At 63.8% G+C, this 23,961-nt stretch carries 22 protein-coding genes; 10 read left to right on the top strand and 12 right to left on the bottom strand.

Features of this window, described 5'->3' with window-relative positions:
- Positions 1-74: 74 nt before the first annotated feature.
- From earP to ACYVH8_RS10150, 3 genes are all read left to right on the top strand, one after another.
- The gene (earP, locus tag ACYVH8_RS10160; protein ID WP_460488743.1) at positions 75-1,157 is read left to right on the top strand and encodes an elongation factor P maturation arginine rhamnosyltransferase EarP; all 1,083 of its coding nucleotides are present in this window, start codon (positions 75-77) and stop codon (positions 1,155-1,157) included.
- A 129-nt stretch (positions 1,158-1,286) separates the two neighbouring features.
- Positions 1,287-1,841: an elongation factor P gene (efp, locus tag ACYVH8_RS10155; RefSeq protein ID WP_460488742.1), complete on the top strand. Its 555-nt coding sequence runs from the start codon at positions 1,287-1,289 to the stop codon at positions 1,839-1,841.
- Between the two features lie 229 nt (positions 1,842-2,070).
- A complete protein-coding gene (locus ACYVH8_RS10150) occupies positions 2,071-2,952 on the top strand; it encodes an LOG family protein (RefSeq protein WP_460488741.1) in 882 nt (293 codons plus the stop codon).
- On the opposite strand, the gene ACYVH8_RS10145 is transcribed toward ACYVH8_RS10150, so the two are convergent.
- Both ACYVH8_RS10145 and ACYVH8_RS10140 read right to left on the bottom strand, forming a co-directional pair.
- Positions 2,909-4,135: an MFS transporter gene (locus ACYVH8_RS10145; RefSeq protein ID WP_460488740.1), complete on the bottom strand. Its 1,227-nt coding sequence runs from the start codon at positions 4,133-4,135 to the stop codon at positions 2,909-2,911. The two genes, ACYVH8_RS10150 and ACYVH8_RS10145, sit on opposite strands and share 44 nt — an antisense overlap.
- Positions 4,132-5,454 (bottom strand): DNA recombination protein RmuC, encoded by a 1,323-nt coding sequence (locus ACYVH8_RS10140; protein ID WP_460488739.1) that lies wholly within the window; start codon positions 5,452-5,454, stop codon positions 4,132-4,134. Before ACYVH8_RS10140 ends, ACYVH8_RS10145 begins: the two co-directional genes overlap by 4 nt.
- Before the next feature lie 108 nt (positions 5,455-5,562).
- On the opposite strand from ACYVH8_RS10140, the gene ACYVH8_RS10135 reads away from it, so the two are divergent.
- The 3 genes from ACYVH8_RS10135 to ACYVH8_RS10125 are packed head-to-tail and all read left to right on the top strand — an operon-like array spanning position 5,563 to position 8,524.
- Entirely contained in the window at positions 5,563-6,093 is a 531-nt protein-coding gene (locus tag ACYVH8_RS10135) for a MarR family winged helix-turn-helix transcriptional regulator (RefSeq protein WP_460488738.1), read from the top strand.
- A 51-nt stretch (positions 6,094-6,144) separates the two neighbouring features.
- Positions 6,145-7,404, top strand: coding sequence for a cation:proton antiporter domain-containing protein (locus ACYVH8_RS10130; protein WP_460488737.1), 1,260 nt, complete (start codon positions 6,145-6,147; stop codon positions 7,402-7,404).
- Entirely contained in the window at positions 7,394-8,524 is a 1,131-nt protein-coding gene (locus ACYVH8_RS10125) for a YbdK family carboxylate-amine ligase (RefSeq protein ID WP_460488736.1), read from the top strand. Before ACYVH8_RS10130 ends, ACYVH8_RS10125 begins: the two co-directional genes overlap by 11 nt.
- 1 nt (position 8,525) lies before the next feature.
- Here the strand turns inward: ACYVH8_RS10125 and ACYVH8_RS10120 are convergent, their stop codons facing one another.
- The 4 genes from ACYVH8_RS10120 to ACYVH8_RS10105 are packed head-to-tail and all read right to left on the bottom strand — an operon-like array spanning position 8,526 to position 11,984.
- Positions 8,526-9,506 (bottom strand): 2-hydroxyacid dehydrogenase, encoded by a 981-nt coding sequence (locus tag ACYVH8_RS10120; protein ID WP_460488735.1) that lies wholly within the window; start codon positions 9,504-9,506, stop codon positions 8,526-8,528.
- A 43-nt stretch (positions 9,507-9,549) separates the two neighbouring features.
- Positions 9,550-10,836 carry a sodium:proton antiporter NhaD gene (gene nhaD, locus ACYVH8_RS10115; protein ID WP_460488734.1) on the bottom strand — a complete coding sequence of 429 codons (1,287 nt, stop codon included), beginning with the start codon at positions 10,834-10,836 and terminating at the stop codon, positions 9,550-9,552.
- A gap of 9 nt (positions 10,837-10,845) precedes the next feature.
- On the bottom strand, positions 10,846-11,532 hold the full coding sequence (locus ACYVH8_RS10110) for a nitroreductase (protein WP_460488733.1): 687 nt from the start codon (positions 11,530-11,532) through the stop codon (positions 10,846-10,848).
- Between the two features lie 5 nt (positions 11,533-11,537).
- Positions 11,538-11,984, bottom strand: coding sequence for an acyl-CoA thioesterase (locus ACYVH8_RS10105; RefSeq protein WP_460488732.1), 447 nt, complete (start codon positions 11,982-11,984; stop codon positions 11,538-11,540).
- A gap of 210 nt (positions 11,985-12,194) precedes the next feature.
- Here ACYVH8_RS10105 and ACYVH8_RS10100 point away from each other — a divergent pair, with 210 nt between their 5' ends.
- Complete coding sequence (locus tag ACYVH8_RS10100) at positions 12,195-12,737, top strand: phasin family protein (RefSeq protein WP_460488731.1); 543 nt, start codon at positions 12,195-12,197, stop codon at positions 12,735-12,737.
- A 193-nt stretch (positions 12,738-12,930) separates the two neighbouring features.
- Here ACYVH8_RS10100 and ACYVH8_RS10095 read toward each other — a convergent pair whose 3' ends face one another.
- Complete coding sequence (locus tag ACYVH8_RS10095) at positions 12,931-13,854, bottom strand: patatin-like phospholipase family protein (protein WP_460488810.1); 924 nt, start codon at positions 13,852-13,854, stop codon at positions 12,931-12,933.
- 78 nt (positions 13,855-13,932) lie between these two features.
- Here ACYVH8_RS10095 and ACYVH8_RS10090 point away from each other — a divergent pair, with 78 nt between their 5' ends.
- Positions 13,933-14,976, top strand: a complete 1,044-nt coding sequence (locus tag ACYVH8_RS10090; protein WP_460488730.1) for an extracellular solute-binding protein — start codon at positions 13,933-13,935, stop codon at positions 14,974-14,976.
- 64 nt (positions 14,977-15,040) lie between these two features.
- Here ACYVH8_RS10090 and clpA read toward each other — a convergent pair whose 3' ends face one another.
- From clpA to icd, 3 genes are all read right to left on the bottom strand, one after another.
- Positions 15,041-17,368: an ATP-dependent Clp protease ATP-binding subunit ClpA gene (gene clpA, locus ACYVH8_RS10085; RefSeq protein ID WP_460488729.1), complete on the bottom strand. Its 2,328-nt coding sequence runs from the start codon at positions 17,366-17,368 to the stop codon at positions 15,041-15,043.
- A gap of 116 nt (positions 17,369-17,484) precedes the next feature.
- On the bottom strand, positions 17,485-17,844 hold the full coding sequence (gene clpS, locus ACYVH8_RS10080) for an ATP-dependent Clp protease adapter ClpS (RefSeq protein WP_460488728.1): 360 nt from the start codon (positions 17,842-17,844) through the stop codon (positions 17,485-17,487).
- 174 nt (positions 17,845-18,018) lie between these two features.
- Positions 18,019-19,272: an NADP-dependent isocitrate dehydrogenase gene (gene icd, locus ACYVH8_RS10075; protein WP_460488727.1), complete on the bottom strand. Its 1,254-nt coding sequence runs from the start codon at positions 19,270-19,272 to the stop codon at positions 18,019-18,021.
- Positions 19,273-19,455: 183 nt separating this feature from the next.
- Here icd and ACYVH8_RS10070 point away from each other — a divergent pair, with 183 nt between their 5' ends.
- The gene (locus ACYVH8_RS10070) at positions 19,456-19,911 is read left to right on the top strand and encodes a DUF192 domain-containing protein (protein ID WP_460488726.1); all 456 of its coding nucleotides are present in this window, start codon (positions 19,456-19,458) and stop codon (positions 19,909-19,911) included.
- A 118-nt stretch (positions 19,912-20,029) separates the two neighbouring features.
- On the opposite strand, the gene ACYVH8_RS10065 is transcribed toward ACYVH8_RS10070, so the two are convergent.
- The gene (locus tag ACYVH8_RS10065; protein ID WP_460488725.1) at positions 20,030-22,267 is read right to left on the bottom strand and encodes an NADP-dependent isocitrate dehydrogenase; all 2,238 of its coding nucleotides are present in this window, start codon (positions 22,265-22,267) and stop codon (positions 20,030-20,032) included.
- Between the two features lie 314 nt (positions 22,268-22,581).
- A complete protein-coding gene (locus tag ACYVH8_RS10060; protein ID WP_460488724.1) occupies positions 22,582-23,163 on the bottom strand; it encodes a superoxide dismutase in 582 nt (193 codons plus the stop codon).
- Between the two features lie 188 nt (positions 23,164-23,351).
- Here ACYVH8_RS10060 and ACYVH8_RS10055 point away from each other — a divergent pair, with 188 nt between their 5' ends.
- A complete protein-coding gene (locus tag ACYVH8_RS10055) occupies positions 23,352-23,933 on the top strand; it encodes a urate hydroxylase PuuD (protein ID WP_460488723.1) in 582 nt (193 codons plus the stop codon).
- The last annotated feature ends 28 nt before the right edge of the window (positions 23,934-23,961 follow it).

Here is a 23,961-nt window from a genome sequence, read left to right as displayed (position 1 = left end):
CGTCGTCGCGCGCCTAGATTGGCGCGGTTTTAATCACGTTCGCACTTGCGAAATTGGCGTGAGCAGGCCCTAGCATGCCATCCGCCCGCACCTGGGACATTTTCTGCAAGGTCATCGACAACTATGGCGACATCGGCGTCTGCTGGCGCCTGGCGCGCCAGCTCGCCGGCCGCGGCCAGGCCGTGCGCCTGTGGGTGGACGATGCCAGCGCGCTGCGCTGGATGGCGCCCCAGGGCTGTCCCGGCGTGGAGGTCCATCCCTGGACGCAGCCGCTGGCACTGGAGGCCCTGAAGCCCGGCGAGGTGCTGGTCGAGGCCTTCGGCTGCGAGATCCCGAGCGAGTTCCTGACGCGCTACGTAGGCTGGCGACAAGCCGATGGCCGTCCAGCGGCCTGGATCAATCTTGAGTACCTCTCGGCCGAGACTTATGTGGAGCGCAGCCATGGCCTGCCCTCGCCGGTGATGAGCGGCCCCGGGCGCGGACTGGTCAAACACTTTTTCTATCCTGGTTTCACCGGGCGCACCGGAGGCCTGCTGCGTGAACCCGATCTGCCGCAGCGCCAGGCAGACTTCGACCCAGCGGCCTGGCTGGACCGGCAGGGCATCGGGGCGTCTCCCGAGACGCAGCTCGTCTCCCTGTTCTGCTACGAGTCCACCGCCCTGCCCGGCCTGCTGGACCTGCTGGCACAGCAGGCGGCACCGGTGCAGCTGCTGGTCACCGCCGGCCGCGCCACGGCCGCGGTGCGGGCCTGCGCCCCCCGGCCCGGCCTCGCCCTGCATTACCTGCCCCACCTCACGCAGGACGATTACGACCACCTGCTCTGGGCCTGCAACCTGAATTTCGTGCGCGGCGAGGACTCGCTGGTGCGCGCCCTGTGGTCCGGGCGGCCCTTCGTCTGGCACATCTATCCGCAGCACGACGAGGCCCACCGATCCAAGCTGGAGGCATTTCTGGACCATATCGAGGCCCCGGCCTCACTCCGCGGTTTGCACCGGACCTGGAACGGCCTGGACACCCGGCCACTGCCGGCACTGGACCTGCCGGCCTGGTCCACCACCATCGCCCAGGCCCGCGAGCGCCTGCTGGCGCAGTCCGATTTGGGCACCCGCCTGCTTGAATTTGTCGCCGGCCACCCGGCCGATGCCGACAGCCCTTAAAAAACGTTAAAATTCAAGGCTTTGCGGAGTCCCCCCGGCCCGGCCTGTGGGATTCCCCTTACCTGCCGCACGAACACCGGTTTACTCGGGGCATAAAGCGGCCAACCGAATCAGCATTACGGAAACACTATGAAGATCGCCCAGGAAATTCGCGCCGGCAACGTGATCATGCACGGCAAGGACCCGATGGTCGTGCTCAAGACCGAGTACAGCCGTGGCGGCCGCAACTCGGCCACCGTGCGCATGAAGCTCAAGAGCCTGATCGCCAACTTCGGCACCGAAGTCGTGTTCAAGGCCGACGACAAGATGGACCAGGTCATCCTGGACAAGAAGGACTGCACCTACTCCTACTTCGCCGACCCCATGTACGTCTGCATGGACGCCGACTACAACCAGTACGAAGTCGAAGCCGAGAACATGGGTGACGCCCTGAACTACCTCGAAGACGGCATGCCGGTCGAGGTGGTGTTCTACGACGGCAAGGCCATCTCCGTGGAACTGCCGACCAGCGTCGAGCGCGAGATCACCTGGACCGAACCCGCCGTCAAGGGCGACACCTCGGGCAAGGTGCTCAAGCCCGCCAAGATCGCCACCGGTTTCGAAGTGCCCGTGCCGCTGTTCGTGAGCCAGGGCGACAAGGTCGAGATCGACACCCGCACCGGCGAATACCGCAAGCGCGTCTGAGCGTTTCTGCCCCCCGCACGAGGCTCCTGTCGGAGCCTTTTGCATTTTTGGCGCCCGATTCGGTGTAGGCTATCCACCTGAACCAAACAGGCGCCACAAGGCTCGCCCACTGCTCTTGGAGAGTCGACATCCCCCAGGTTTGGAGCGCGCCGACGGCATCCAACAGCTGAATGACACGCTGCGCCTGGCTGCACCCCTTGCAGCGACACCGATCTGAGAGGCTTATCCCATGGAAACTCCACGCAAGCTGAACCAAAACACCCTGGCCGACGCCTGGGCCGACCTGAAAGCCCACGCCGATGCAGGCGTGCCCCTGCAGGCCGATGCCTACCGCCTGGCCTTTGCCGACCCCGAATTCCTGCTGCGCCGCGAGACGCGCGGCATCCGCTTCCAGCTCGAAATGCTCAAGCCCGACCTGGAACAGCAGGAACAGGGCGTGACCAACACCGTCGTGGTTTTCGGCAGCGCGCGTTTTGCCTCGCCGGAAGAAGCACAGACCCGGCTGGACGCCGCGCGGCGCGGCGGCGATGCCGCGGCCCTGAAACGTGCCGAGCGCGACATACGCAACGCCCGGCACTACGATCAGGCTCGCCGCTTCGGCCGCCTGGTGGCCGAGCACAGCGCGCTGCTGTCCCAGCCGGACCGGCTCTACATCTGCACCGGCGGCGGCCCCGGCATCATGGAAGCGGCCAACCGCGGCGCCCACGAAGCCGGTGCGCTCAATGTGGGGCTGAACATCGCCCTGCCGCACGAGCAGTCGGGCAATCCCTACATCTCGCCCAGCCTGTGCTTCAAATTCCATTACTTCGCCCTGCGCAAGATGCACTTCATGATGCGCGCCAAGGCTTTGGTCGCTTTCCCCGGCGGCTTCGGCACGCTGGACGAATTGTTCGAGATTCTCACGCTGGTGCAGACCGGCAAATCCGAACCGGTGCCCGTGGTGCTCCACGGCAGCGCCTTCTGGAAAAAGCTGATCGATTTCGAGTTCCTCGTGGAGGAAGGCGTGATCTCGCCCCAGGACGTGGACCTCTTCAGCTTCGTCGACACGCCTGAAGACGCCTGGGAAGCTATCCAGTCGTTTTATCGCCTGGAGGGTGCGGCTCAGCCCTGAGCGACCAGGCCAGGCGGCTGCCAGCACCCACGGCCGCTCCAACCACCCAGAACACCAGGGACACGCCCACCACGGCGCCGATGCTGCCAAAGAGCAGCGGCATCAGCACACTGGAGCCGTTGAGCGACATCAGGCGCAGGCCCAGGGCCTCGCCGTGACGATCGGCCGGCGTGATCTGGTGCAGGGTGCTCATGATCATGGGCTGCACCGAACCCAGCACCAGGCCCAGCAGCACCGAGCACACCCCCATGCCCAGGGCGTTGGGCATGAAGGGATAGGCGCCGAAGAGCAAGGCCGTGGCCAGCATGGCGCCGCTGATCACCAGCCACTCGCGCAGATGCGCGGCCAGCCAGGGCATGAGCAGACGCACCAGCGTGGCCGCAAGAGCGAAGGAACCGAGCAGCATGCCGATGGTCGAGGCGCTGTAGCCACGCTCGTGGCCCAGCACCGGCAGCACGAAGGTGTGCACATCCCAGCAGGAGGAGAGAAACCAGTTCACCAGCAGCAGGCGGCGCATCATGGGATCGCGCAGCAGGTCCCAGGCGCGGCGTTTGCCCTGCTCCGCGGGGCTCGCTGCCGATGGCAGGTCCGGCGTGCGACGCACCCACCACCAGGTCAGCAAGGGCAGCAGGGCCAGCAGCAGGAAGGCCGCGCGATAACCCGTGAGGTCAGCCGCCTCGCCGCCCAGCCAGACGCCGGCGTGGTCGATCAGCAGGCCGGCCGCCAGGGGACCGAGGAAGTTGGAGGTGGCCGGCCCGATGGAGAGCCAGCTGAACACCTGCTTGAGTTCGGTGGCGTCGCGTGCCGCGCGGCCCACGTGGCGCTGCAAGGAGATGGACGCGGCGCCGGTGGCGCCACCGCTGAGCAAGGCAGCCAGGCACAGCAGGGGAAACACGGGGAACAGGGCGGCCAGCGCCGTGCCGGTGGTCGCGGCGATCACGCTGAAAGCGATCGGACGGCGCAGGCCATGGCGGTCGGCATAACGACCGGCCGGCAGGGCCAGGAACACCTGGGTCAGCGCGAACAGGGCCATCAGCACGCCCACGGCCCAGGCGCTGTAGCCCTGCTTGAGCGCCAGCAAGGGGGCCGCCATGCGCAGGCCCGCCATGCAGGCGTGCAGGCAGATGTGTCCGCCGATGAGGCGCGCCAGCTGGAAATGTGGAGCCTTTGCCGTGCTGCTCACCCTTCGTCAGCCTCTTTGTCCACAGGCAACAGCGTCTGCGCCTGCGTCTCGGGCAGGGCCTCCACCTGGCGCAGTGCACGCTTCATGACATTGCTGCGGGTTTCGGCCTGCTGCAGGGTATTGAGCACGGTCTCGGTCTGTGACTTGACCTTGGCCAGCACGTCGCCGAACTTGCCGAACTCGGTCTTGACGGCTCCCAGCACCTGCCAGACCTCGCTGGACCGCTTCTCCAGCGCCAGCGTGCGAAAGCCCATCTGCAGGGAGCTGAGCATGGCCAGCAGCGTGGTCGGGCCGGCCAGGGTGATGCGGTGCTCGCGCTGCAAGCCCTCCATCAGACCCGGGCGACGCAACACCTCGGCATACAGGCCTTCGGTGGGCAGGAAAAGGATGGCGAAGTCCGTGGTATGAGGCGGCTCCACGTATTTCTCGGCGATGGACTTGGCTTCAAGCCGGATGCGCGCCTCCAGCGCCTTGGCCGCCACTTCGGCGCCCGCGGCGTCGGCACGCTGCTGGGCGTCGAGCAGGCGCTCGTAATCCTCGTTCGGGAACTTGGCGTCGATCGGCAGCCACAGCGGCGAGCCGTCGTCCGACTTGCCCGGCAGTTTGATGGCGAAGTCCACCACATTCTTGCTGCCCGGGCGCGTGGCGATCTGCGCGGCGTACTGGTCGGGCACGAAGACCTGCTCCAGCAGGCCGGCCAGCTGCGCCTCGCCGAACATGCCGCGCGTCTTGACGTTGGTCAGCAGGTGCTTGAGATCGCCGACGCCGGCGGCCAGGGTCTGCATCTCGCCCAGGCCCTTGTGCACCTGCTCCAGACGCTCGGCCACCTGCTTGAAGCTCTCGCCCAGACGGGCGTGCAAAGTGGTCTGCAGCTTCTCGTCCACCGTGGCGCGCATCTCGTCGAGCTTGGCGATATTGGTCTGCTGCAACTGGGCCAGCTGCGCCTCCAGGGTGGCGCGTACCTCGGACATGCGCCGGGCGTTCGACTCGCTCAGGTTGGAGAGCTGAAGTGTGAGCGTGTCGGACAGCGTTTTCTGCAACAGGGCCAGCTGCTGGCCGAAGGCGTCGATCTGCGTGTTCTGCGTACGCGTGGCCTCGGCACCCTGTTGCACCAGGGTCTGCTGGAAGGTCGCCAGGTTCTGCGTCAGCTCCTGCCGCGAATGGCGGGCCGATTCGCTGATCTCCTGGCGCAGCTCGCGCGACAGCTGTTCGGCGGCCTGCGCCGACTTCGTCTCCTCGCGACGCAGCACGAGCGCCAGCAGCAGCACCAGATTCAAGACGCCCAGCACCAGCAGGGCCCAGAACACGACAGAATTCAAACCGTTTTCCTCCAGACCCGCTATTGTGATTCATGCGCATGCGCCGTGATCACCCGCCGCCGACAGGGACAAAAAGCGAATTACATTTGTACAAATATAATCACCCTCATGAAAGCAGCACGCCCCCCCGTGACCGCGCATCCCGCCACCCGTACGAAGCCACCGACCGAAGCGAGCCTGGATCCGGCCGTCGAATCCTTGCGGCGCTTCCGGCAGATCTTCGCGGCCGTGCGTACGCATTTCCGCCAGGTCGAGCAGATCACCGGGACCGGGGCCGCCCAGCTCCGCGCCCTGAGCCTGCTGCGCGAGCGCCCGGGCCTGCGCATCAGCGAACTGGCGCAGGCCATGGACATCCACCAGTCGACCGCCAGCAATCTCGTCAAGACCCTGGTCGAGCGCAAGCTGGTCAGCGCTGCGCGCAATGGCACGGACGCCCGCGTGCTGCATCTGAATCTGTCGCCCGCCGGCGAAAAAGTGCTGCAACGCCTGCAGGGGCAGCACTACATCGGCGTGCTGCCCCAGGCCCTGCAGACCCTGCCGCCGCGCGTGCTCACGCGCCTGAACGCCGACCTGGACCGGCTGCTGGCCGCCATGCAGGCCGATGGCTCGGCGGCCCGGTCCCCGCTGGCCTCGCTCTGAACCACGGCCGCAGGCAGCGCCTGCGGCCAGCCCTCCCCTCAAGGAGTCACGATGATCGATCTGATGCTCAACTGGTCCGAATGGATCAAACCCTCGGCCGGCCTGCCCACCGTGCAGTGGGCGCTGCTGCTGGCCCTGGCCGCCGCCGCCGGCCACCTGCTCCAGCGTTACCTGGGCCTGCCCAAGGTGCTGGGGTATTCGGCTGTGGGCGCCCTGGCCGGCTTCTCCGGCTACACCACGGCCAGCTGGCCGCTGGACGGCATCGCCCAGTTCATGGTCGAACTGGGTCTGTCGATCGTGCTGTTCGAAGCCGGCGGAAGACTCTCGCTGCGCTGGTTCCGCCACAACCCCATGCTGCTGGTCCAGAGCCTGGGCGAATCCCTTGCCACTTACCTGGCGGCCTGGTGGGTGCTGCAGCTCTTCGGCGTGGACGAAGCCCTGCAAATCCCGCTGGCGCTGCTGCTGGTCGCCACCTCGCCGACCGTGCTGATGCGCGTGGCCAGCGACCTGCGCGCCAGCGGCCCGGTAACCGACCGCGTCATCACGCTCGCAGCCCTCAACACTTTTTACGTCTTGTCGCTGGGCGGTGTCATGGCGCGCCTGCTGGGCCGTTCACCCGCGACACTGGCCGACGCCATCTACCCGGTGATCCTGCTGGTCGTGGCCTCGGTGCTGATCGGCGCCCTGCTGGCCCTGGCCCTGCGCAAGGCTCTGGAGATCATGAGCCCGACCAGCGAGAACACCGCCGTGCTGCAGCTCTCGCTGATCGCCGCCGGTACCGCGCTGGCCACCCACTTCGGTGGCTCGGCGCCGCTGGCCGCCCTGCTGGCCGGCATCCTGCTCAAGACCCTGCACCCGCGCCCCTGGTCCTGGCCGCGACAGTTCGGCACCGCCTCGGCCATCCTGACCATCCTGATGTTTGTGCTGGTCTCCATGGCCGCTGCACAGGCCGACTGGAACTGGCAGGCCTGGAGCCTGATGGCGGCCCTGGTGCTGGCGCGCGCGCTGGCCAAGCTGGGAGCCATCGCCGTGACGGGCTGGGGCAGTGGAACCAGCCTGAAGCAGGCCCTGTGGACCGCCAGCGCCCTGTGGCCTTTGTCGGCCGTGGCCCTGCTGCTGGTCTCGCAATTTGCCGAGTTCGCCCCCCACATCGGTAAGCAGGTCGCGGCCCTGGCCCTGCCCTTGATCCTGTTCATGGAAGTGCTGGGCGCGCTCATGACCATGCTGGCCTTGCAACGCGCCGGTGAGGCCGGACGTCCGCCGGCCACCCGTCGCATCAAACCCGAGGGAGAGAACAACGATGCCGCTTGAACCCTTCAGCCATTCCGAGGCCCTGACCCTGGGCGTGGAGCTGGAACTGCAGCTCGTCAACACGCACGACTACGACCTCGCGCCCTATGCCGACGACATGCTGCGTCTGATGGCCAAACGCAAGCTGCCCGGCAGCGTGGTGCCGGAGATGACTTCGAGCATGATCGAGATCTCCACCGGCATCTGCCATTCGCCTTCGCACGTGCAGGAAGAACTGGGCCAGATCCGCGACGCCCTCGTACAGTGCGCCGACAAGCTCAACATCGCCGTCGTCGGTGGCGGCACCCACCCCTTCCAGCAATGGCACGAGCGGCGCATCTATGACAAGCCGCGTTTTCGCCAGCTGTCCGAGCTCTATGGTTACCTGTCCAAGCAGTTCACCATCTTCGGCCAGCACGTGCACATCGGCTGCCCGGACGCCGACAGCGCCCTGCTCATGCTGCACCGCATGTCACGCTACATCCCCCACTTCATCGCCCTCTCGGCCTCATCGCCCTTTGTGCAGGGGCATGACACGGCCTTCGACTCGGCGCGCCTGAACTCGGTGTTCGCCTTTCCCCTGTCGGGGCGTGCGCCCTTTGTTCTGAACTGGGAGGACTTCAACGCCTACTTCGACAAGATGACACGCACCGGCGTGGTCAGGAGCATGAAGGATTTCTACTGGGACATCCGCCCCAAACCCGAGTACGGCACCATCGAGATCCGCGTGTTCGACACGCCGCTGTCCATCGAGCGCGCGGCCGCGCTGGCCGGCTACGTGCAGGCCCTGGCCGCCTGGTTCCTCAAGGAAGGCCCCTTCCAGCCGGTAGAGGACGATTACCTGGTCTACACCTACAACCGCTTCCAGGCCTGCCGTTTCGGGCTGGAAGCCGTCTATGTGGACCCGGCCAGCGGCACCCACCTGCCGCTCAAGGAACACATCCTGGCCACACTGGACCGTGTGCAGCCCCATGCCACCACGCCCGGCTCCGGGGCGGCGCTCGAACTGCTGCGCAGCAGCACCGAGCGCGGATGGAACGACGCGCGCTGGCTGCGCGAAGCCCAGGCGACCGAACAGTTGCTGGGAGAAGTCACACGCCAGGCCGGCCTGCAGTTCCGCAAGGCCGGGGCGCGGACCTGAGTCAGGCCTTGAGCACCTGCGGGTTCAGGGGCGTCAGGCCCCTGCCCTTGCTGAAGAACTCGATCAGGTTGTCGGCCGCCAGCTTGGCCATGGCCTTGCGTGTGGGCACGCTGGAACTCGCGATGTGCGGGGTCAGAACCACATTGGGCACGGTCAGCAGATCCGCATGCACCTTGGGCTCGCCCTCGAACACGTCCAGACCGGCGGCAGCAATGCGTTTCTCGCGCAGCGCCTGCGCCAGCGCCGCATCGTCGACGATGCCGCCGCGCGCGATATTGACCAGCGTGGCCGTGGGTTTCATCTGCGCCAGTTCGGCCGCGCCGATGCTGTGGTGCGAGGCCGCCGAGTACGGCAGCACCAGCACCAGGTGGTCAGCCGTCTTCAGCAGTTCTTCCTTGCTCACGTAACGCGCCTTGCATTCGGCCTCCATAGCGGCATCCAGTCGCGAGCGGTTGTGATAGATCACCTTCATGCCGAAACCGTACGCACCGCGTTTGGCGATGCCCTGGCCGATGCGGCCCATGCCCAGGATGCCCAGCGTGGCGCCGTGAATGTCGGAGCCGGCAAACATGTCGTAACTCCATTTGTTCCACTTGCCAGCACGCAGGTAATGCTCGCTTTCGGTGAGGCGGCGGGCCGTGGCCATCAGCAGCGCAAAACCGAAGTCCGCCGTGGTCTCGGTCAGCACATCGGGCGTGTTGGTGCCCAGCACACCGCGCGCGCTCATGGCATCGATGTCGAAATTGTTGTAGCCCACAGCCATATTGGCGCAGATCTTGAGCTTCGGGCAGGCCGCCAGCACCTCGGCATCGATGCGCACGCTGCCGGTGGTGAAGGCGCCATCCTTGTCGCGCAGATGCTCGATCAACTGGGCGCCGGTCCAGGCCTCATCGGACGGATTGGTTTCGACGTCGAAATGCTGCGACAGGTAGGCGATGGTTTCGGGGAAAACGGCGCGGGCAACGAGGATTTTCGGTTTCATGGTGCAGGTCTCAGGGAGTTGGCAATGGGTGGAAGGAGCGATCTCAGTGCAGCAGATGGTATCGGGCGATGTAGAACAGGGCGCCGGCCAGGTAGCCGATCAGGGCCAGGCCACTGATCTTGCGCACGTACCAGAAGAAGTCGATTTTCTCCAGGCCCATGGCGGCCACGCCGGCAGCCGAACCGATGATCAGGATGGAGCCACCGGTGCCCGCGCAGTAGGCCAGGAACTCCCAGAGGAAGCTGTCCACAGGGTACTGCTGCAGGCTGTACATGCCCATGGAGGCCGCCACCAGGGGCACGTTGTCCACCACGGCGCTGACCAGGCCGATCAGCATGACGATCACGTCCTGGCGTCCCACGCTCTGGTCCAGCCACTGCGCGATGGACGACAGGATGTGGGTGTGCTCCAGCACCGCCACGGCCAGCAGGATGCCGATGAAGAAGACGATGGAACTCATGTCGATGCGGGTCAGCGCGCGCGCCAGGGTCAGGCGCTGTCTGGCCAGGTCGTCATCCTTGTTCCGGTGGACCAGGTCACCGACCAGCCACAGCAGACCCAAGCCGAACAGGATGCCCATGAAGGGCGGCAGGTGCGTGACGGTCTTGAACACCGGCACCGCCACCAGGATACCCAGGCCCATGAAAAACATGAGGTTACGCTCAAAGGCCGTGGTCTCAGGGCCCTCTGCAGCATCGGCCCGCTGCGGGGCGATCACCGGACGCGAGCCGAGCACCAAGCTGGTGACGGCCAGGGGCACGACCAGGTTGATGAGCGAGGGGATAAAGAGGCCCTTCATGATTTCCACCGCCGTGATCTGTCCGCCGATCCACAGCATGGTAGTGGTCACGTCGCCGATCGGCGTCCAGGCGCCGCCGGCATTGGCCGCAATGACGATGATGCCGGCAAAGAACAGACGGTCCTCGCGCTGGTCCAGCAACTTCTTCATCAGTGAGACCATGACGATCGTCGTCGTCAGGTTGTCCAGGATGGCGCTCAGGAAAAAGGCCACGAAACCGACCAGCCACATCAGCGTGGAAAGCTTCTGGGTCTTGATGCGCTTGGTGATGACCTCGAAACCATTGTGCGCATCGACCACCTCGACGATGGTCATGGCGCCCATCAGGAAGAACACAACCTGCGCCGTTCCCATGAGCGATTCACCCAGTTCCCCGCCCACCTTGCTGGCGTCACCGGTGGCCACGGCATAGATCGTCCAAAGCAAACCGGCCCCGACCAGGGCCGAGGCCGACTTGTTGATCTTGAGGGGATGTTCCAGAGCAATGGCCGCATAGGCCAGCACAAAAACGACGACCAGCAGGGTGTGCATGCGGTGTACTCAGTCCAGCCAGCGCGTAAAGGCTGATGCCGATTCACGCGGCGTGTGAAAGGCGTTCACGACGGCAGAGCGGTCGGCATACCCCAGCGCCATGCCGCACACCAGCATCTCGTCGGGACCGGCCCCGATGTGCGGCAGGATGATCTTGGCAAAACCGTTCCACGCCGCCTGCGGGCAGGTGTGCAGACCACGCTCGCGCGCCGCCAACATGATGTTCTGCAGAAACATGCCGTAGTCCACCAGGGAACCGCGGCCCATGACACGGTCCAGCGTGAACATCAGGCCCACCGGCGCGTCGAAGAAACGGAAGTTGCGTTGGTGCTGGGCATGCATCTTGTCCTTGTCGCCCTTGGTGATGCCCAGCAGGCCATACAGGCCCCAGCCGTTCTCACGCCGGCGGTCGATGTAGGGGCTGACCCATTTTTCCGGGTAGTAGTCATAGGCCTCGCGGTACTCGGCCGCCAGCGCCGGGTCGGCGCGCAGGGCCTCATGCGCGGCACAGACCTTCTCCACCAGGCCGTCGCGGCTGCGTCCCCGCAGCACGTAGACCTTCCAGGGCTGGGTATTGGTGCCCGAGGGTGCCCGGCTCGCCAAATCCAGAATGTCTTGTATGTGTTCGGGTGCCACGGCCAGTGGCGTGAAGGCGCGCACGGACATGCGCGTCTGGATGGCTTCATCGACAGTCATGAAATTCAGGTCAAGGTTTCAAGAGCGGCACGCAGGGCCGCGGGAAGCGGCACCGGCCTACGGGTCTGCCGGTCCACATAGACATGGACGAAATGACCCTGCGCCGCCGCGAGCTCCTCGCCTTGCGCATACAGGCCGACTTCATAACGCACGCTGGAATTGCCCAGTCGGGCGACACGGATGCCTGCCTCGATGCTTTGCGGAAAAGACAGGGATGCGAAATAGTTGCACTGCGTCTCGATGACCAGGCCGATGTTCTCGCCACCATGCATGTCGAGCACGCCCCGCTCGATCAGCCAGGCGTTGACGGCCGTGTCGAACCAACTGTAGTAGACGACATTGTTGACATGGCCGTAAGCGTCGTTGTCCATCCAGCGCGTGCTGATGGTGCGAAAGGCCTTGTAGGCGCTGCGTCTCTCGGGCCCCGGTTTGTCTGTCTTGGTATTCATCATGCGCAAGTCTGATTCTGCCAGCCCGTTTGCACGGGCCCTTGCCTCGGCCATTGCCACCAGCCCGGCGGGCACCGGTTTTCTAGGGCGTCAGCCCTAAATTGCTGCAATGCAGCAAAAAACCCTTGCAATCGGAAACGGGAGGCCTAAAATTCAACCCATGCTGCAATGCAGCAAACATGGTTCCCAAACCCTTCCTTCAAGGAGTTCTATATGCTGACCGTCGAACAAGTCCTGGCCACCAACAAGGCCAACGTCGAAACCCTCTTTGGTCTGACCGGCAAAGCCTTCGAAGGCGTGGAAAAGCTGGTTGAACTGAACCTGGCCGCCTCTCGCGCCCTGCTGGCCGAATCCGCCAGCCAGGTGCAGACCGTGCTGAGCGTCAAGGACGCCCAGGAACTGCTGGCCCTGCAATCCGGCCTGCTGCAGCCGCTGAGCGAAAAGGCCGCCAGCTACAGCCGCGAGGTCTATGACATCGCTACCGTGACCGGCGCCGAATTCGGCAAGACCTTCGAAGCCCAGATCGCTGAAGCCCAGAAGAAATTCCTCGACGTGGTTGACAGCACGGCCCAGAACGCCCCGGCCGGCTCCGAAACCGCTGTTGCCCTGATGAAGAGTGCCGTGGCTGCCGCCAACAATGTGCTGGAAACGGCTCAAAAGTCCGCCAAACAGGCTGCCGCTCTGGCTGAGTCGAATTTCAAGGCTGCTACCGTCAGCACCGTTGAAGCCGGCAAGGCAACCGCCAAGAAGCGTTGATTTTCAGCACAGGACAGGCCCTGGACTTCAAGGCTCTTTCAGAAAAGCCTTTACACCCAGGGAAAACCCTGACATAATTTCATCATCGAAAAACAAAACAGTTTTGTTTTTCCACTGCTTGTCTCCTCGGGTCCTTTCGTAACCATCAGGTTCAGGGATCCCTTCAAGGCCCCGTCTCTGACGGGGCTTTTTTTTATTCCTTTTTCACAGCCATCGGACGGGTGCCCGCCTCGATCGCCTGCCGCAGTTGAGGCAGGGCCTGCAGCATGGCGGCGCGCCCGGCCTGGATAGCTCGGTTGCGCGCGGCAAAGTCCGCCCCCGAAATACGGCCCAGGGCCGGTCGCACCACCACCAGGTCGGGGCCTTTCAGCTCCAGCGTATTGATGCTTTTGCCCATGATGGCAAAGGTCTGCAGCAGGATCTGGAACACGTCACCTGGCGCATTGGCTTCGGGCTGCTGTGAGATGTCCACGGCAATCACCAGGTCCGCGCCCATCTGCCGTGCCTGGCGCACCGGCACCGGCGCCACCAGGCCACCGTCCACGTACTCCCGCCCGGTGATGAGCACAGGCTGGAACAGGCCGGGCACGGCGCTGGAGGCCCGCACCGCCGTGGCAATGTCACCACGCTCAAACAGCACCCCCTGGCCGCTTTGCAGATCCGTGGCCAGGATGCCCAGGGGCATGGACAGGTCCTCGATGCGGCGGCCCCCGACCTGCTGGTAGACATACCGCGTCAAGGCGTCACCCCGCAGCATGCCGCGGCTGAACAGCGGCAGCGTCCAGTCGGTGAAGGTGGCCTCGTCCATGGTCTCGGCGATGCGTTGCAACTGGCTGCCAGTGCGTCCGCTGGCATAAAACGCAGCCACCATGCTGCCTGCCGAGGTGCCGACCACCAGATCGGGCCGTATGCCTGCCTCCTCCATTACCTGGATCACGCCCACATGGGCGAAGCCACGCGCTGCCCCGCCCCCCAGGGCTAGGCCGACACGCGGGGCACGCGTGAGTTCGACCGGCGAGGACAAGGCCGGCCCCGGTGCCGGCGGCGCAATCGTGCAAGCTGCCAGTGCGAGGCACAGGACCGGCCACAGTGTGTATCGACCCCTATATCCCTTCATGGTCATGATGTTATTGAGAATGATTTGCATTTTTTGTATCATCTGAGCTCCACCTTCTGGATTCAAACCTAAGACATCATGTTCAAGCAAATTTTCACCCTCTCCCTCTTCACTCTGCTGTCCACCGGCCAGGCCATGGCCCAGGAACAGGTCGTCAACATCTACTCGGCCCGTCATTACCCGAGCGACGAAGCACTCTACAGCCAGTTCACCCGCGCCACCGGCATCCGCATCAACCGGGTTGACGCCGACGATGCCGGCATTCTGGCCCGCCTGCGTGCCGAAGGAAGCGCCTCGCCGGCCGATGTGATCCTGCTGGTCGATGCCGCCCGCCTGTGGCGCGGCGAAGCCGAAGGCCTGTTCCAGCCGGTCAAATCGGTCGCGCTGGACGCGGCGATTCCTGCGCAGCTGCGCGGCGAAGCGGACGCCAGCGGCGCCTCGTCCTGGTACGGCTTTTCGACACGCGCACGCGTCATCGTCTACGACAAGATCAAGGTCCAGCGCGATGACGTCGACACCTATGAAGAGCTCGGAGACGTGAAAAACAAAGGCCGCCTGTGCATCCGCTCGGGCTCGCATCCCTACAACCTCTCGCTCTTCGGTTCGGTCTACGAGCATCTGGGCGAGCAAAAAACCGAGGCCTGGCTCAAGGGCATGGTCGCCAACATGGTGCGTGACCCCAAGGGCGGCGACACCGATCAGATCCGCGCCGTGGCCGCAGGCGAGTGCGCCGTGGCCGTGACCAACACCTACTACCTGGCGCGCCTAATGCGTTCCAGCAAGCCCGAAGACCAGGCGGTGGTCGAGCGCATCGGTGTGGTCTTCCCCAACCAGTCCAGCTGGGGCACGCACGTCAACATCGCTGGCGGTGCCGTCGCCAAACACGCCAAGAATCAGGCCAACGCCGTGAAGTTCCTCGAGTACCTGGCCAGCTCGCAAGCGCAGGAACACTTTGCCAATGGCAACAACGAGTGGCCGGTCGCCCGTGGCGTCAAGCTGAACAATCCGGCCCTCACGGCCATGGGCGGCGGCGGCTTCAAGAGCGAAACCATCCCGATCAGCGTGGTCGGCAAGAACTCGGTCAAGGTGCAGCAGATGCTGGACCGCGCAGGCTTCCGCTGATATCCACTCAGGCATGAAAAAGCCGGCCCACGGGCCGGCTTTTTTGTGACGCAGCAGGCGCGGGTCAATCGGTCGTCGCCTCTTCGGGCTTGGCCTTGCCTTCCTTCTTGGGCAGGGGCTGGATATCGAGCAGGACTTCGGTCTTGCTCTCGTCCTTGTCGTCCAGGTCCACCGTCAGGCGGCCGCCCTCGGTCAGGCGACCAAAGAGCAGCTCGTCGGCCAGCGCGCGACGGATCGTGTCCTGGATGAGCCGCTGCATGGGGCGAGCGCCCATGAGCGGGTCGAAGCCCTTCTTGGCGAGGTGCTTGCGCAGCTTGTCGGTGAAGGTGACCTCCACCTTCTTCTCGGCCAGCTGGGTCTCGAGCTGCAGCAGGAACTTGTCGACCACGCGCAGGATGATGTTTTCGTCCAGCGCCTTGAAGCTGACCATGGCGTCCAGGCGGTTGCGGAACTCAGGCGTGAATAGGCGCTTGATGTCACCCATCTCGTCGCCGGACTGGCGCGGGTTGGTGAAGCCTATGGTCGACTTGTTCATGGTCTCGGCACCCGCGTTCGTCGTCATGATGATGATGACGTTGCGGAAGTCGGCCTTGCGCCCGTTGTTGTCGGTCAGCGTGCCGTGGTCCATGACCTGCAGCAGCACGTTGAAGATGTCCGGATGCGCCTTCTCGATTTCGTCGAGCAGCAGCACCGCGTGCGGCTTCTTGGTCACGGCCTCGGTCAGCAGGCCGCCCTGGTCGAAACCCACATAACCGGGCGGCGCGCCAATCAGGCGGCTCACGGCATGGCGTTCCATGTACTCCGACATGTCGAAACGGATCAACTCGATGCCCATGATGTAGGCCAGCTGCTTGGCCGCTTCGGTCTTGCCCACACCGGTCGGGCCGCTGAAGAGGAAGGAGCCGATCGGTTTGTCGGCACGCCCCAGGCCGGAACGCGCCATCTTGACGGCTGCCGCCAGCACCTCCAGCGCCCTGTCCTGGCCGAACACCACGCTCTTCAAGTCACGCTCGATGGTCTGCAGCTTGCTGCGGTCGTCGTTGGACACGTTGGCCGGGGGAATGCGCGCGATCTTGGCCACGATCTCCTCGACCTCGGCCTTGCCGATAGTCTTCTTGCGCTTGGACGGCGTGAGGATGCGCTGGGCGGCGCCGGCCTCGTCGATCACGTCGATGGCCTTGTCGGGCAGATGGCGGTCGTTGATGTACTTGGCCGAGAGCTCGGCCGCCGCCTGCAGCGCCGCATTGGCGTACTTGACGTTGTGATGCTCCTCGAAGCGCGACTTCAGGCCCTTGAGGATGTCGATGGTCTCCTGCACGCTGGGCTCGACCACATCGACCTTCTGGAAGCGACGGCTCAGCGCTGCGTCCTTCTCGAAGATGCCGCGGTATTCGGTGAAGGTGGTCGCGCCGATGCACTTGAGCTGGCCGCTGGAGAGCGCGGGTTTGAGCAGATTGGACGCGTCCAGCGTGCCGCCCGAGGCCGCACCGGCGCCGATCAGGGTGTGGATCTCGTCGATGAACAGGATGGCGTTGGGTTTGTCCTTGAGGGACTTGAGCACACCCTTGAGGCGCTGTTCGAAGTCACCGCGGTACTTGGTGCCGGCCAGCAGCGCGCCCATGTCCAGCGAGTAGACACTCCCTTCAGCCAGGATCTCGGGCACGTCACCCTGCACGATGCGCCAGGCCAGGCCCTCGGCAATGGCTGTCTTGCCCACACCGGCCTCTCCGACGAGCAGGGGATTGTTCTTGCGGCGGCGACACAGGATCTGAATCACGCGTTCGACCTCGTACTCGCGGCCGATCAGCGGATCGATCTTGCCTTCCTTGGCGGCCTGGTTCAGGTTCTGCGTGTACTGCTCCAGCGGCGAGGCCTTGCTGTCGCCCTTCTCGGCGGCGGCGCCCTCCTCGGCCTCGCCCGAACTTTCGCTGGGCTTGCCGGCCTCCGGCGGATCGCTTTTCTTGATGCCGTGGGCTATGAAGTTGACCACGTCCAGGCGGGTCACACCCTGCTGGTGCAGGTAATAGACGGCATGCGAATCCTTCTCGCCGAAGATGGCCACCAGCACGTTGGCACCGGTGACTTCCTTCTTGCCGCTGCCCGTGGATTGCACGTGCATGATGGCGCGCTGGATCACGCGCTGGAAACCCAGGGTGGGCTGGGTATCGACATCGTCGGTACCGGCCACCTGGGGGGTGTTGTCCTTGATGAAGTTGGCCAGCGACTTGCGCAGGTCGTCGATATTGGCCGCGCAGGCGCGCAGCACCTCGGCGGCACTGGGGTTATCGAGCAAGGCCAGCAGCAGATGCTCCACGGTGATGAACTCATGGCGTTGCTGACGCGCCTCGACAAACGCCATGTGAAGGCTGACTTCCAATTCCTGGGCAATCATGTGACTTCCTTTTGCCTTGCTTACAAATCTACTTTAATCCGATTCGCCTGACTGTCCAACAGTTCCAGCCCCAAAGAAAAGTAACTTTTCCCTGCTTACTTGACTTCTTTGTTTCTCTACTCCACGGGCTCGCTCAGGCACTGCAAGGGATGCCCCGCCCTGTGCGCTGCCTCCAGCACCTGGTCCACCTTGGTGGCCGCCACGTCCTTGGTATAGACACCGCAGACGCCTTTGCCGTCCAGGTGGATCTTGAGCATGATCTGGGTGGCGGCCTCCAGATCCTTGCTGAAAAACTCCTGGATCACGACCACCACGAACTCCATGGGGGTGTAATCGTCGTTGAGCATGACCACCTGGTACATCTGGGGTGGTTTGACCTTCTGCGTGCGTCGCTCAAGCACCACCGACCCGCCGTCGTCCTTGTGAGGTTGCCGGACGGGAGGCGCTGGCGCTTTGGCTGGGGGTTGGGTGGCCATGGATTGATTCTATCGAGCACACCACAGGCATGCCCCGCATGGGGTTGAATTGGAGGCGGCCTGGCCGGTCTTCAAGCCCGGCTGAAGGCCTGTTTTGAAAAAACCACCCGGCCACAATCGAGCGAGGCCGGCTTCTGATGCATTACAGGGCAGGCTGCACCGTCTGAGTGCGGATCACATATGGTCGATCATGACCTGGCCGAAACCAGAGCAGCTGACCTGGGTGGCGCCTTCCATCAGACGGGCAAAGTCGTAGGTCACCCGCTTGCTCAGGATGGACTGCTCGAGCGAGCGGATGATGAGGTCGGCGGCTTCCTTCCAGCCCATATGACGCAGCATCATCTCGGCCGACAGGATCTCGGAACCCGGGTTCACATAGTCCTTGCCGGCATACTTCGGCGCCGTACCGTGGGTGGCTTCGAACATGGCCACGGTGTCGGACAGATTGGCGCCAGGCGCGATGCCGATACCGCCGACCTGGGCCGCCAGCGCGTCGGAGATGTAGTCGCCATTGAGGTTGAGCGTGGCCACCACGCTGTATTCGGCGGGACGCAGCAGGATCTGCTGCAGGAAGGCGTCGGCAATGACATCCTTGATGACGATGTCCTTGCCGGTTTTCGGATGCCTGACCTTGCACCAGGGGCCACCGTCGATCAGCTCGGCTGCGAACTCCTTCTGGGCCAGTCCATAGGCCCAGTCACGGAAGCCCCCCTCGGTGAACTTCATGATATTGCCCTTGTGCACGATGGTCACATTGGGCTTGTGGTTGTCGATGGCGTACTGGATGGCCTTGCGCATCAGACGCTCGGTGCCCTCGATGGACACCGGCTTGACGCCGAGGCCCGAGGTCTCGGGAAAACGGATCTTCTTGACCCCCATCTCATCGATCAGGAACTTGATGAGTTTTCGGGCTTGCGCGGACTCGGCTTCGTACTCGATACCGGCGTAGATATCCTCAGAGTTCTCGCGGAAGATCACCATATTGGTCTTCTCGGGCTCCTTGAGCGGAGAAGGCACACCCTTGAAGTACTGCACCGGACGCAAGCAGACGTACAGGTCCAGTTCCTGGCGCAAGGCCACATTGAGCGAGCGGATGCCGCCACCCACGGGCGTGGTCAGCGGACCCTTGATGGACACCACGTACTCACGCACCACGTCCAGGGTTTCCTGCGGCAGCCAGACGTCGGGGCCGTAGATCCGGGTCGCCTTCTCGCCGGCATAGACCTCCATCCAGTGGATCTTGCGCCGGCCGCCATAGGCTTTCTCCACGGCGGCATCGACCACCCGCAGCATCACCGGCGTGATGTCCAGCCCCGTGCCATCCCCCTCGATATACGGAATGATGGGCTGGTCCGGCACATGGAGCGACATGTCGGCGTTGACGGTGATTTTCTGGCCTAGGGTTGGCACCTGGATGTGCTGGTACATGGAAGCGGGACTCCGTGAGGGATGCATAGACAGACGGTGCCGACCCGGGTTTTCCGCAGGCGCACGTCGGATTGAACTTGTCGATAAATTCTAGTCTCTATTTCCAAGGTCCAAGGCGCCAGCCCGCACCCCCGATCCGAGAATGACAGACAATCTCCAGGCTCACAGTTCTCACGACCCGCCATGAACCGTCTGTTCCTACGCCTGTCCTTCCTGCTCTTCGCCCTGCCGGCGCTGGGCTGGGCACAGGATTCGCCTCAACTCAATCTCCCACGTGTCACGCTCTCGGTCGGCATGCACCTGATCCACGCCCAAGTGGCTGCCACGAATGAGCAGCGTGCCACAGGCCTCATGTTCCGCAAGGAGATGCCCACCAGCGAGGGCATGCTGTTCGTCTTCGAGCAACCGTCCCCCCAGTGCTTCTGGATGAAGAACACCCTGCTGCCGCTGACCGCCGCCTTCGTGGCCGACGACGGCACCATCGTCAACCTTGCCGACATGAAACCGCAGACCACGAACTCCCACTGCTCCACCCAGCCCGTGCGCTATGTGCTGGAGATGAACCGGGGCTGGTTCGCCAAGCGCGGGCTCAAGGCGGGCAGCAAGCTGGGCGGCCAGCCCTTCGAACGCCGCCCCTGATCCACCGGCGCGGAGGTTTTCCACTCACGCCGGTCCCAAAAGAAAGGCGATCAGGATGGCTCCATCCTGATCGCCTCACGGCTGCCGCCTCTGCGACTCTGCTGTTGATCGGTCCGGCTTAAACCTTGACCGACGCCAGCGCGGCGTTCAGCGTCTTGCTCGGACGCATCACGGTGTCGAGCTTGGCGAAATCAGGCTTGTAGTACCCGCCGATGTCGGCCGGCTTGCCCTGCACGGCGGCCAGTTCGGCCACGATGGTCTGCTCGTTGTCGCTCAGTTGCTTGGCCAACGCAGCGAACTGCGTCGCCAGGGCCTTGTCTTCGGTTTGCGCCGCCAGTTCCTGGGCCCAGTACATGGCCAGATAGAACTGGCTGCCACGGTTGTCCAGCTGCCCCGTCTTCGGCGACGGGTTCTTGTTGTTGTCCAACAGCTTGCCGGTGGCAGCATCCAGGGTCTTGGCCAGGATCTTGGCCTTGGCGTTTCCGGTCTTGATGCCCAGATCCTCCAGTGACACCGCCAGCGCCAGGAATTCACCCAGGGAATCCCAGCGCAGGTGGTTTTCCTCCACCAGTTGCTGCACGTGCTTGGGCGCGGAGCCGCCGGCACCGGTTTCGTACATGCCGCCGCCGGCCATCAGCGGGACGATGGACAGCATCTTGGCGCTGGTGCCGAGCTCCATGATGGGGAAGAGATCGGTCAGGTAGTCGCGCAGGATGTTGCCGGTGGCCGAGATGGTGTCCAGGCCACGGATCACGCGCTCCAGCGTGTAACGCATGGCACGCACCTGGGACATGATCTGAATGTCCAGGCCTGCGGTATCGTGTTCGTGCAGGTACATCTTGACCTTGGTGATCAGCTGTGCCTCGTGCGGACGGTAGGCGTCGAGCCAGAACACCACCGGCATGCCCGAGTTGCGGGCGCGCGTGACGGCCAGCTTGACCCAGTCGCGGATGGCGGCGTCCTTCACCTGACACATGCGCCAGATGTCACCCTGCTCGACGTTCTGGCTCATCAGCACCTCGCCGGTGGCCAGGTCTGTGATGTTGGCGACGCCGTCCTCGGGGATCTCGAAGGTCTTGTCGTGCGAGCCGTATTCCTCGGCCTGCTGGGCCATCAGGCCCACGTTGGGCACCGTGCCCATGGTCTTGGGATCAAAGTTGCCGTGCCACTTGCAGAAGTTGATGATCTCCTGGTAGATGCGGGCAAAGGTGCTCTCGGGGATCACGGCCTTGACGTCCTTCAAACGGCCGTCGGCACCGTACATCTTGCCGCCGGCGCGGATCATGGCCGGCATGGAGGCGTCCACGATCACGTCGTTGGGCGAGTGGAAGTTGGTGATGCCCTTGGCGGAATCCACCATGGCCAGCTCGGGGCGGTGTTCGTGGCAAGCGTGCAGGTCGCGCTTGATCTCTTCCTGCTTGGACTGCGGCAGCGTGGCGATCTTGTTGTAGAGATCGATCATGCCGTTGTTCACGTTCACGCCCAGCTCGTCGAACAGCTTGCCGTGCTTGGCAAACGCGTCGCGGTAGAAGATCTTCACGCAGTGGCCGAAGACGATGGGGTGCGACACCTTCATCATGGTCGCCTTGACGTGCAGCGAGAACATCACGCCGGTCTTGTGCGCGTCCTCGATCTCCTTTTCGTAGAAGGCCAGCAGCGCCTTCTTGCTCATGAACATGCTGTCGATGATCTCGCGCTCCAGCAACGCGACCTTGGACTTGAGCACGATGGTCTTGCCGCTCTTGGTGATCAGCTCCATCTTCACGTCGCGCGCCTTGTCCAGCGTGATCGACTTCTCGCCATGGTAGAAGTCGCCGTGGTGCATGTGCGAGACGTGAGTGCGCGAAGCCTGGCTCCACTCGGCCATGGTATGCGGGTTCTTGCGCGCGTATTCCTTGACGGCCCGCGGAGCACGACGGTCGGAATTGCCCTCGCGCAGCACCGGATTCACCGCGCTGCCGGTGCATTTGGCATAACGTGCCTTGATGGCTTTTTCTTCCTCGGTCTTCGGGTTATCCGGGTAGTCCGGGATCTTGTAGCCCTGGGCCTGCAGCTCCTTGATGGCAGCCATCAGCTGGGCCACGGAGGCACTGATGTTGGGCAGCTTGATGATGTTGGCCTCTGGCTTGAGCGTGAGCCTGCCCAGCTCGGCCAGGGTATCGGGCACGCGCTGCGCCTCGCTCAGGTATTCGGGGAACTGGCCCAGGATACGGCCGGCCACCGAGATGTCGCTGGTGGCCACGTTGACACCGGCCGGCGCAGCGAAGGTGCGAATGATGGGCAGGAAGGAGCTGGTCGCCAACAGCGGGGCTTCGTCGGTCAGCGTGTAGATGATGGTGGATTGCTGGTTGCTCATTGCGTATCTCCAGATAACGTTACCGGTGCGGCGTCGGCCGGGTGGGCCGATGAACAAGCTTCGGATGGTGGGAGATTTTGCTTTCTGTGTGCTGACCTGCACCCCTGTTTTTGAATCAAAATCTCACGATGTGGAATTTTTATCAAGAAAAAGCAAAAATTTTTACGATCAGTCTTATAGAAGAGGTCTTATAGAAGATAAAAGACTCCTGACCACCCCTGCGCCTGCCGCACAGCATGACAGTTCCGGCCCCGCGACGCAAACAAAAAGGGCCCGGCGGTCACCCACCGGGCCCTTGACGATCACAGCAGGACTCAGCCGAAATTCTTCTCGGCGAAAGACCAGTTGACCAGCTTGTCGAAAAAGGTCTCGACGAACTTCTGGCGCAGATTGCGATAGTCGATGTAGTAGGCGTGTTCCCACACGTCCACGGTCAGCAGGGCCTTGTCAGCCGTGGTCAGCGGGGTGCCGGCAGCGCCCGTGTTGACGATGTCGACCGAGCCGTCAGCCCTCTTGACCAGCCAGGTCCAGCCGGAACCGAAGTTGCCCACGGCGGACTTCACGAAGGCTTCCTTGAAGGCCGCGTAGCTGCCCCACTTGACCGTGATGGCCTGGGCCAGGGCGCCGCCGGGCTCGCCACCGCCGCCGGGTTTCATGCCGTTCCAGAAGAAGGTGTGGTTCCAGATCTGGGCCGCATTGTTGTAGATGCCGCCGCTGGACTTCTTGACGATGGACTCCAGGTCCATGCTTTCGAATTCGGTGCCCTTTTGCAGATTGTTCAGGTTCACCACATAGGCATTGTGGTGCTTGCCGTGATGGAGCTCCAGGGTTTCCCTGGAGTAATGTGGTGCCAGGGCGTCGGTGGCATAAGGCAGGGGGGGCAGGGTGTGTTCCATGAAGTCCTCGATGGGTTGTTGTTGAAAAGCCAAAGGCGCCGATTGTAAGAACTGGCGCTTCAGCCCGGGCGAGACGGTCGGATCCACCTTGCCCGCGGCAAGGTGGCCGGAAAGACACAACGGCAACCCACGCGAGTGATCCTTCAGCCATAATCGCTCTTGATTTGAATCAACAAAAGGAGACAACCATGGGTGCAATCTTCCAATCCCTGGGCCGGACCGTACTGGCCGGCGTGCTGCTGCTGGTGGTGCTGGTGCTGGTGGCCGGCGGCAATGTGAGCCCCAGCCACGCCTGGGCCACCTTCGTGATGCGCTGGCTGCACGTCCTGTGCGGCGTGATGTGGGTCGGCCTGCTCTGGTATTTCAATTTCGTTCAGATTCCCTCGATGCCCAAGATCCCGGACGAGCAGAAACCGGCGGTGAGCAAGGTGATCGCCCCGACCGCGCTCTTCTGGTTCCGCTGGTCCGCCCTGGCCACCGTGGTCACAGGCCTGCTGCTGGCAACCATGAGCGGCTACATCGGCTCCGCGCTGATGCTGCAGAAGCCCTTCACGGCCATCGGCATCGGCATGTGGCTGGCCCTGGTCATGGCCTTCAATGTCTGGTTCATCATCTGGCCGAACCAGAAGAAGGCCCTGGGCATCGTGACGGTGGAAGCCGCCGAAAAAGCCAAGGCTGCCCGCCTGGCCATGCTGACCTCGCGCTTCAACACCATGCTCTCCATCCCCATGCTGTTCTGCATGGTCGCCCAGCAAAACGGCGGCCTCTGATCCCCGGGCCGCAGGAACAAAAAGGGCC

Source organism: Curvibacter fontanus (assembly GCF_054780335.1).
The sequence above is the reverse complement of the archived record's forward strand: the minus strand, read 5'-3'. Positions and strand labels throughout refer to the sequence as shown.

Excerpts from the sequence above, each read along its gene's own strand:
- earP (WP_460488743.1), top strand. The coding sequence starts at position 75 with ATGCCATCCGCCCGCACCTGGGACATTTTCTGCAAGGTCATCGACAAC.
- efp (WP_460488742.1), top strand. The coding sequence starts at position 1,287 with ATGAAGATCGCCCAGGAAATTCGCGCCGGCAACGTGATCATGCACGGC.
- ACYVH8_RS10150 (WP_460488741.1), top strand. The coding sequence starts at position 2,071 with ATGGAAACTCCACGCAAGCTGAACCAAAACACCCTGGCCGACGCCTGG.
- ACYVH8_RS10135 (WP_460488738.1), top strand. The coding sequence starts at position 5,563 with ATGAAAGCAGCACGCCCCCCCGTGACCGCGCATCCCGCCACCCGTACG.
- ACYVH8_RS10130 (WP_460488737.1), top strand. The coding sequence starts at position 6,145 with ATGATCGATCTGATGCTCAACTGGTCCGAATGGATCAAACCCTCGGCC.
- ACYVH8_RS10125 (WP_460488736.1), top strand. The coding sequence starts at position 7,394 with ATGCCGCTTGAACCCTTCAGCCATTCCGAGGCCCTGACCCTGGGCGTG.
- ACYVH8_RS10120 (WP_460488735.1), bottom strand. The coding sequence starts at position 9,506 with ATGAAACCGAAAATCCTCGTTGCCCGCGCCGTTTTCCCCGAAACCATC.
- nhaD (WP_460488734.1), bottom strand. The coding sequence starts at position 10,836 with ATGCACACCCTGCTGGTCGTCGTTTTTGTGCTGGCCTATGCGGCCATT.
- ACYVH8_RS10110 (WP_460488733.1), bottom strand. The coding sequence starts at position 11,532 with ATGACTGTCGATGAAGCCATCCAGACGCGCATGTCCGTGCGCGCCTTC.
- ACYVH8_RS10105 (WP_460488732.1), bottom strand. The coding sequence starts at position 11,984 with ATGATGAATACCAAGACAGACAAACCGGGGCCCGAGAGACGCAGCGCC.
- ACYVH8_RS10100 (WP_460488731.1), top strand. The coding sequence starts at position 12,195 with ATGCTGACCGTCGAACAAGTCCTGGCCACCAACAAGGCCAACGTCGAA.
- ACYVH8_RS10095 (WP_460488810.1), bottom strand. The coding sequence starts at position 13,854 with ATGAAGGGATATAGGGGTCGATACACACTGTGGCCGGTCCTGTGCCTC.
- ACYVH8_RS10090 (WP_460488730.1), top strand. The coding sequence starts at position 13,933 with ATGTTCAAGCAAATTTTCACCCTCTCCCTCTTCACTCTGCTGTCCACC.
- clpA (WP_460488729.1), bottom strand. The coding sequence starts at position 17,368 with ATGATTGCCCAGGAATTGGAAGTCAGCCTTCACATGGCGTTTGTCGAG.
- clpS (WP_460488728.1), bottom strand. The coding sequence starts at position 17,844 with ATGGCCACCCAACCCCCAGCCAAAGCGCCAGCGCCTCCCGTCCGGCAA.
- icd (WP_460488727.1), bottom strand. The coding sequence starts at position 19,272 with ATGTACCAGCACATCCAGGTGCCAACCCTAGGCCAGAAAATCACCGTC.
- ACYVH8_RS10070 (WP_460488726.1), top strand. The coding sequence starts at position 19,456 with ATGAACCGTCTGTTCCTACGCCTGTCCTTCCTGCTCTTCGCCCTGCCG.
- ACYVH8_RS10065 (WP_460488725.1), bottom strand. The coding sequence starts at position 22,267 with ATGAGCAACCAGCAATCCACCATCATCTACACGCTGACCGACGAAGCC.
- ACYVH8_RS10060 (WP_460488724.1), bottom strand. The coding sequence starts at position 23,163 with ATGGAACACACCCTGCCCCCCCTGCCTTATGCCACCGACGCCCTGGCA.
- ACYVH8_RS10055 (WP_460488723.1), top strand. The coding sequence starts at position 23,352 with ATGGGTGCAATCTTCCAATCCCTGGGCCGGACCGTACTGGCCGGCGTG.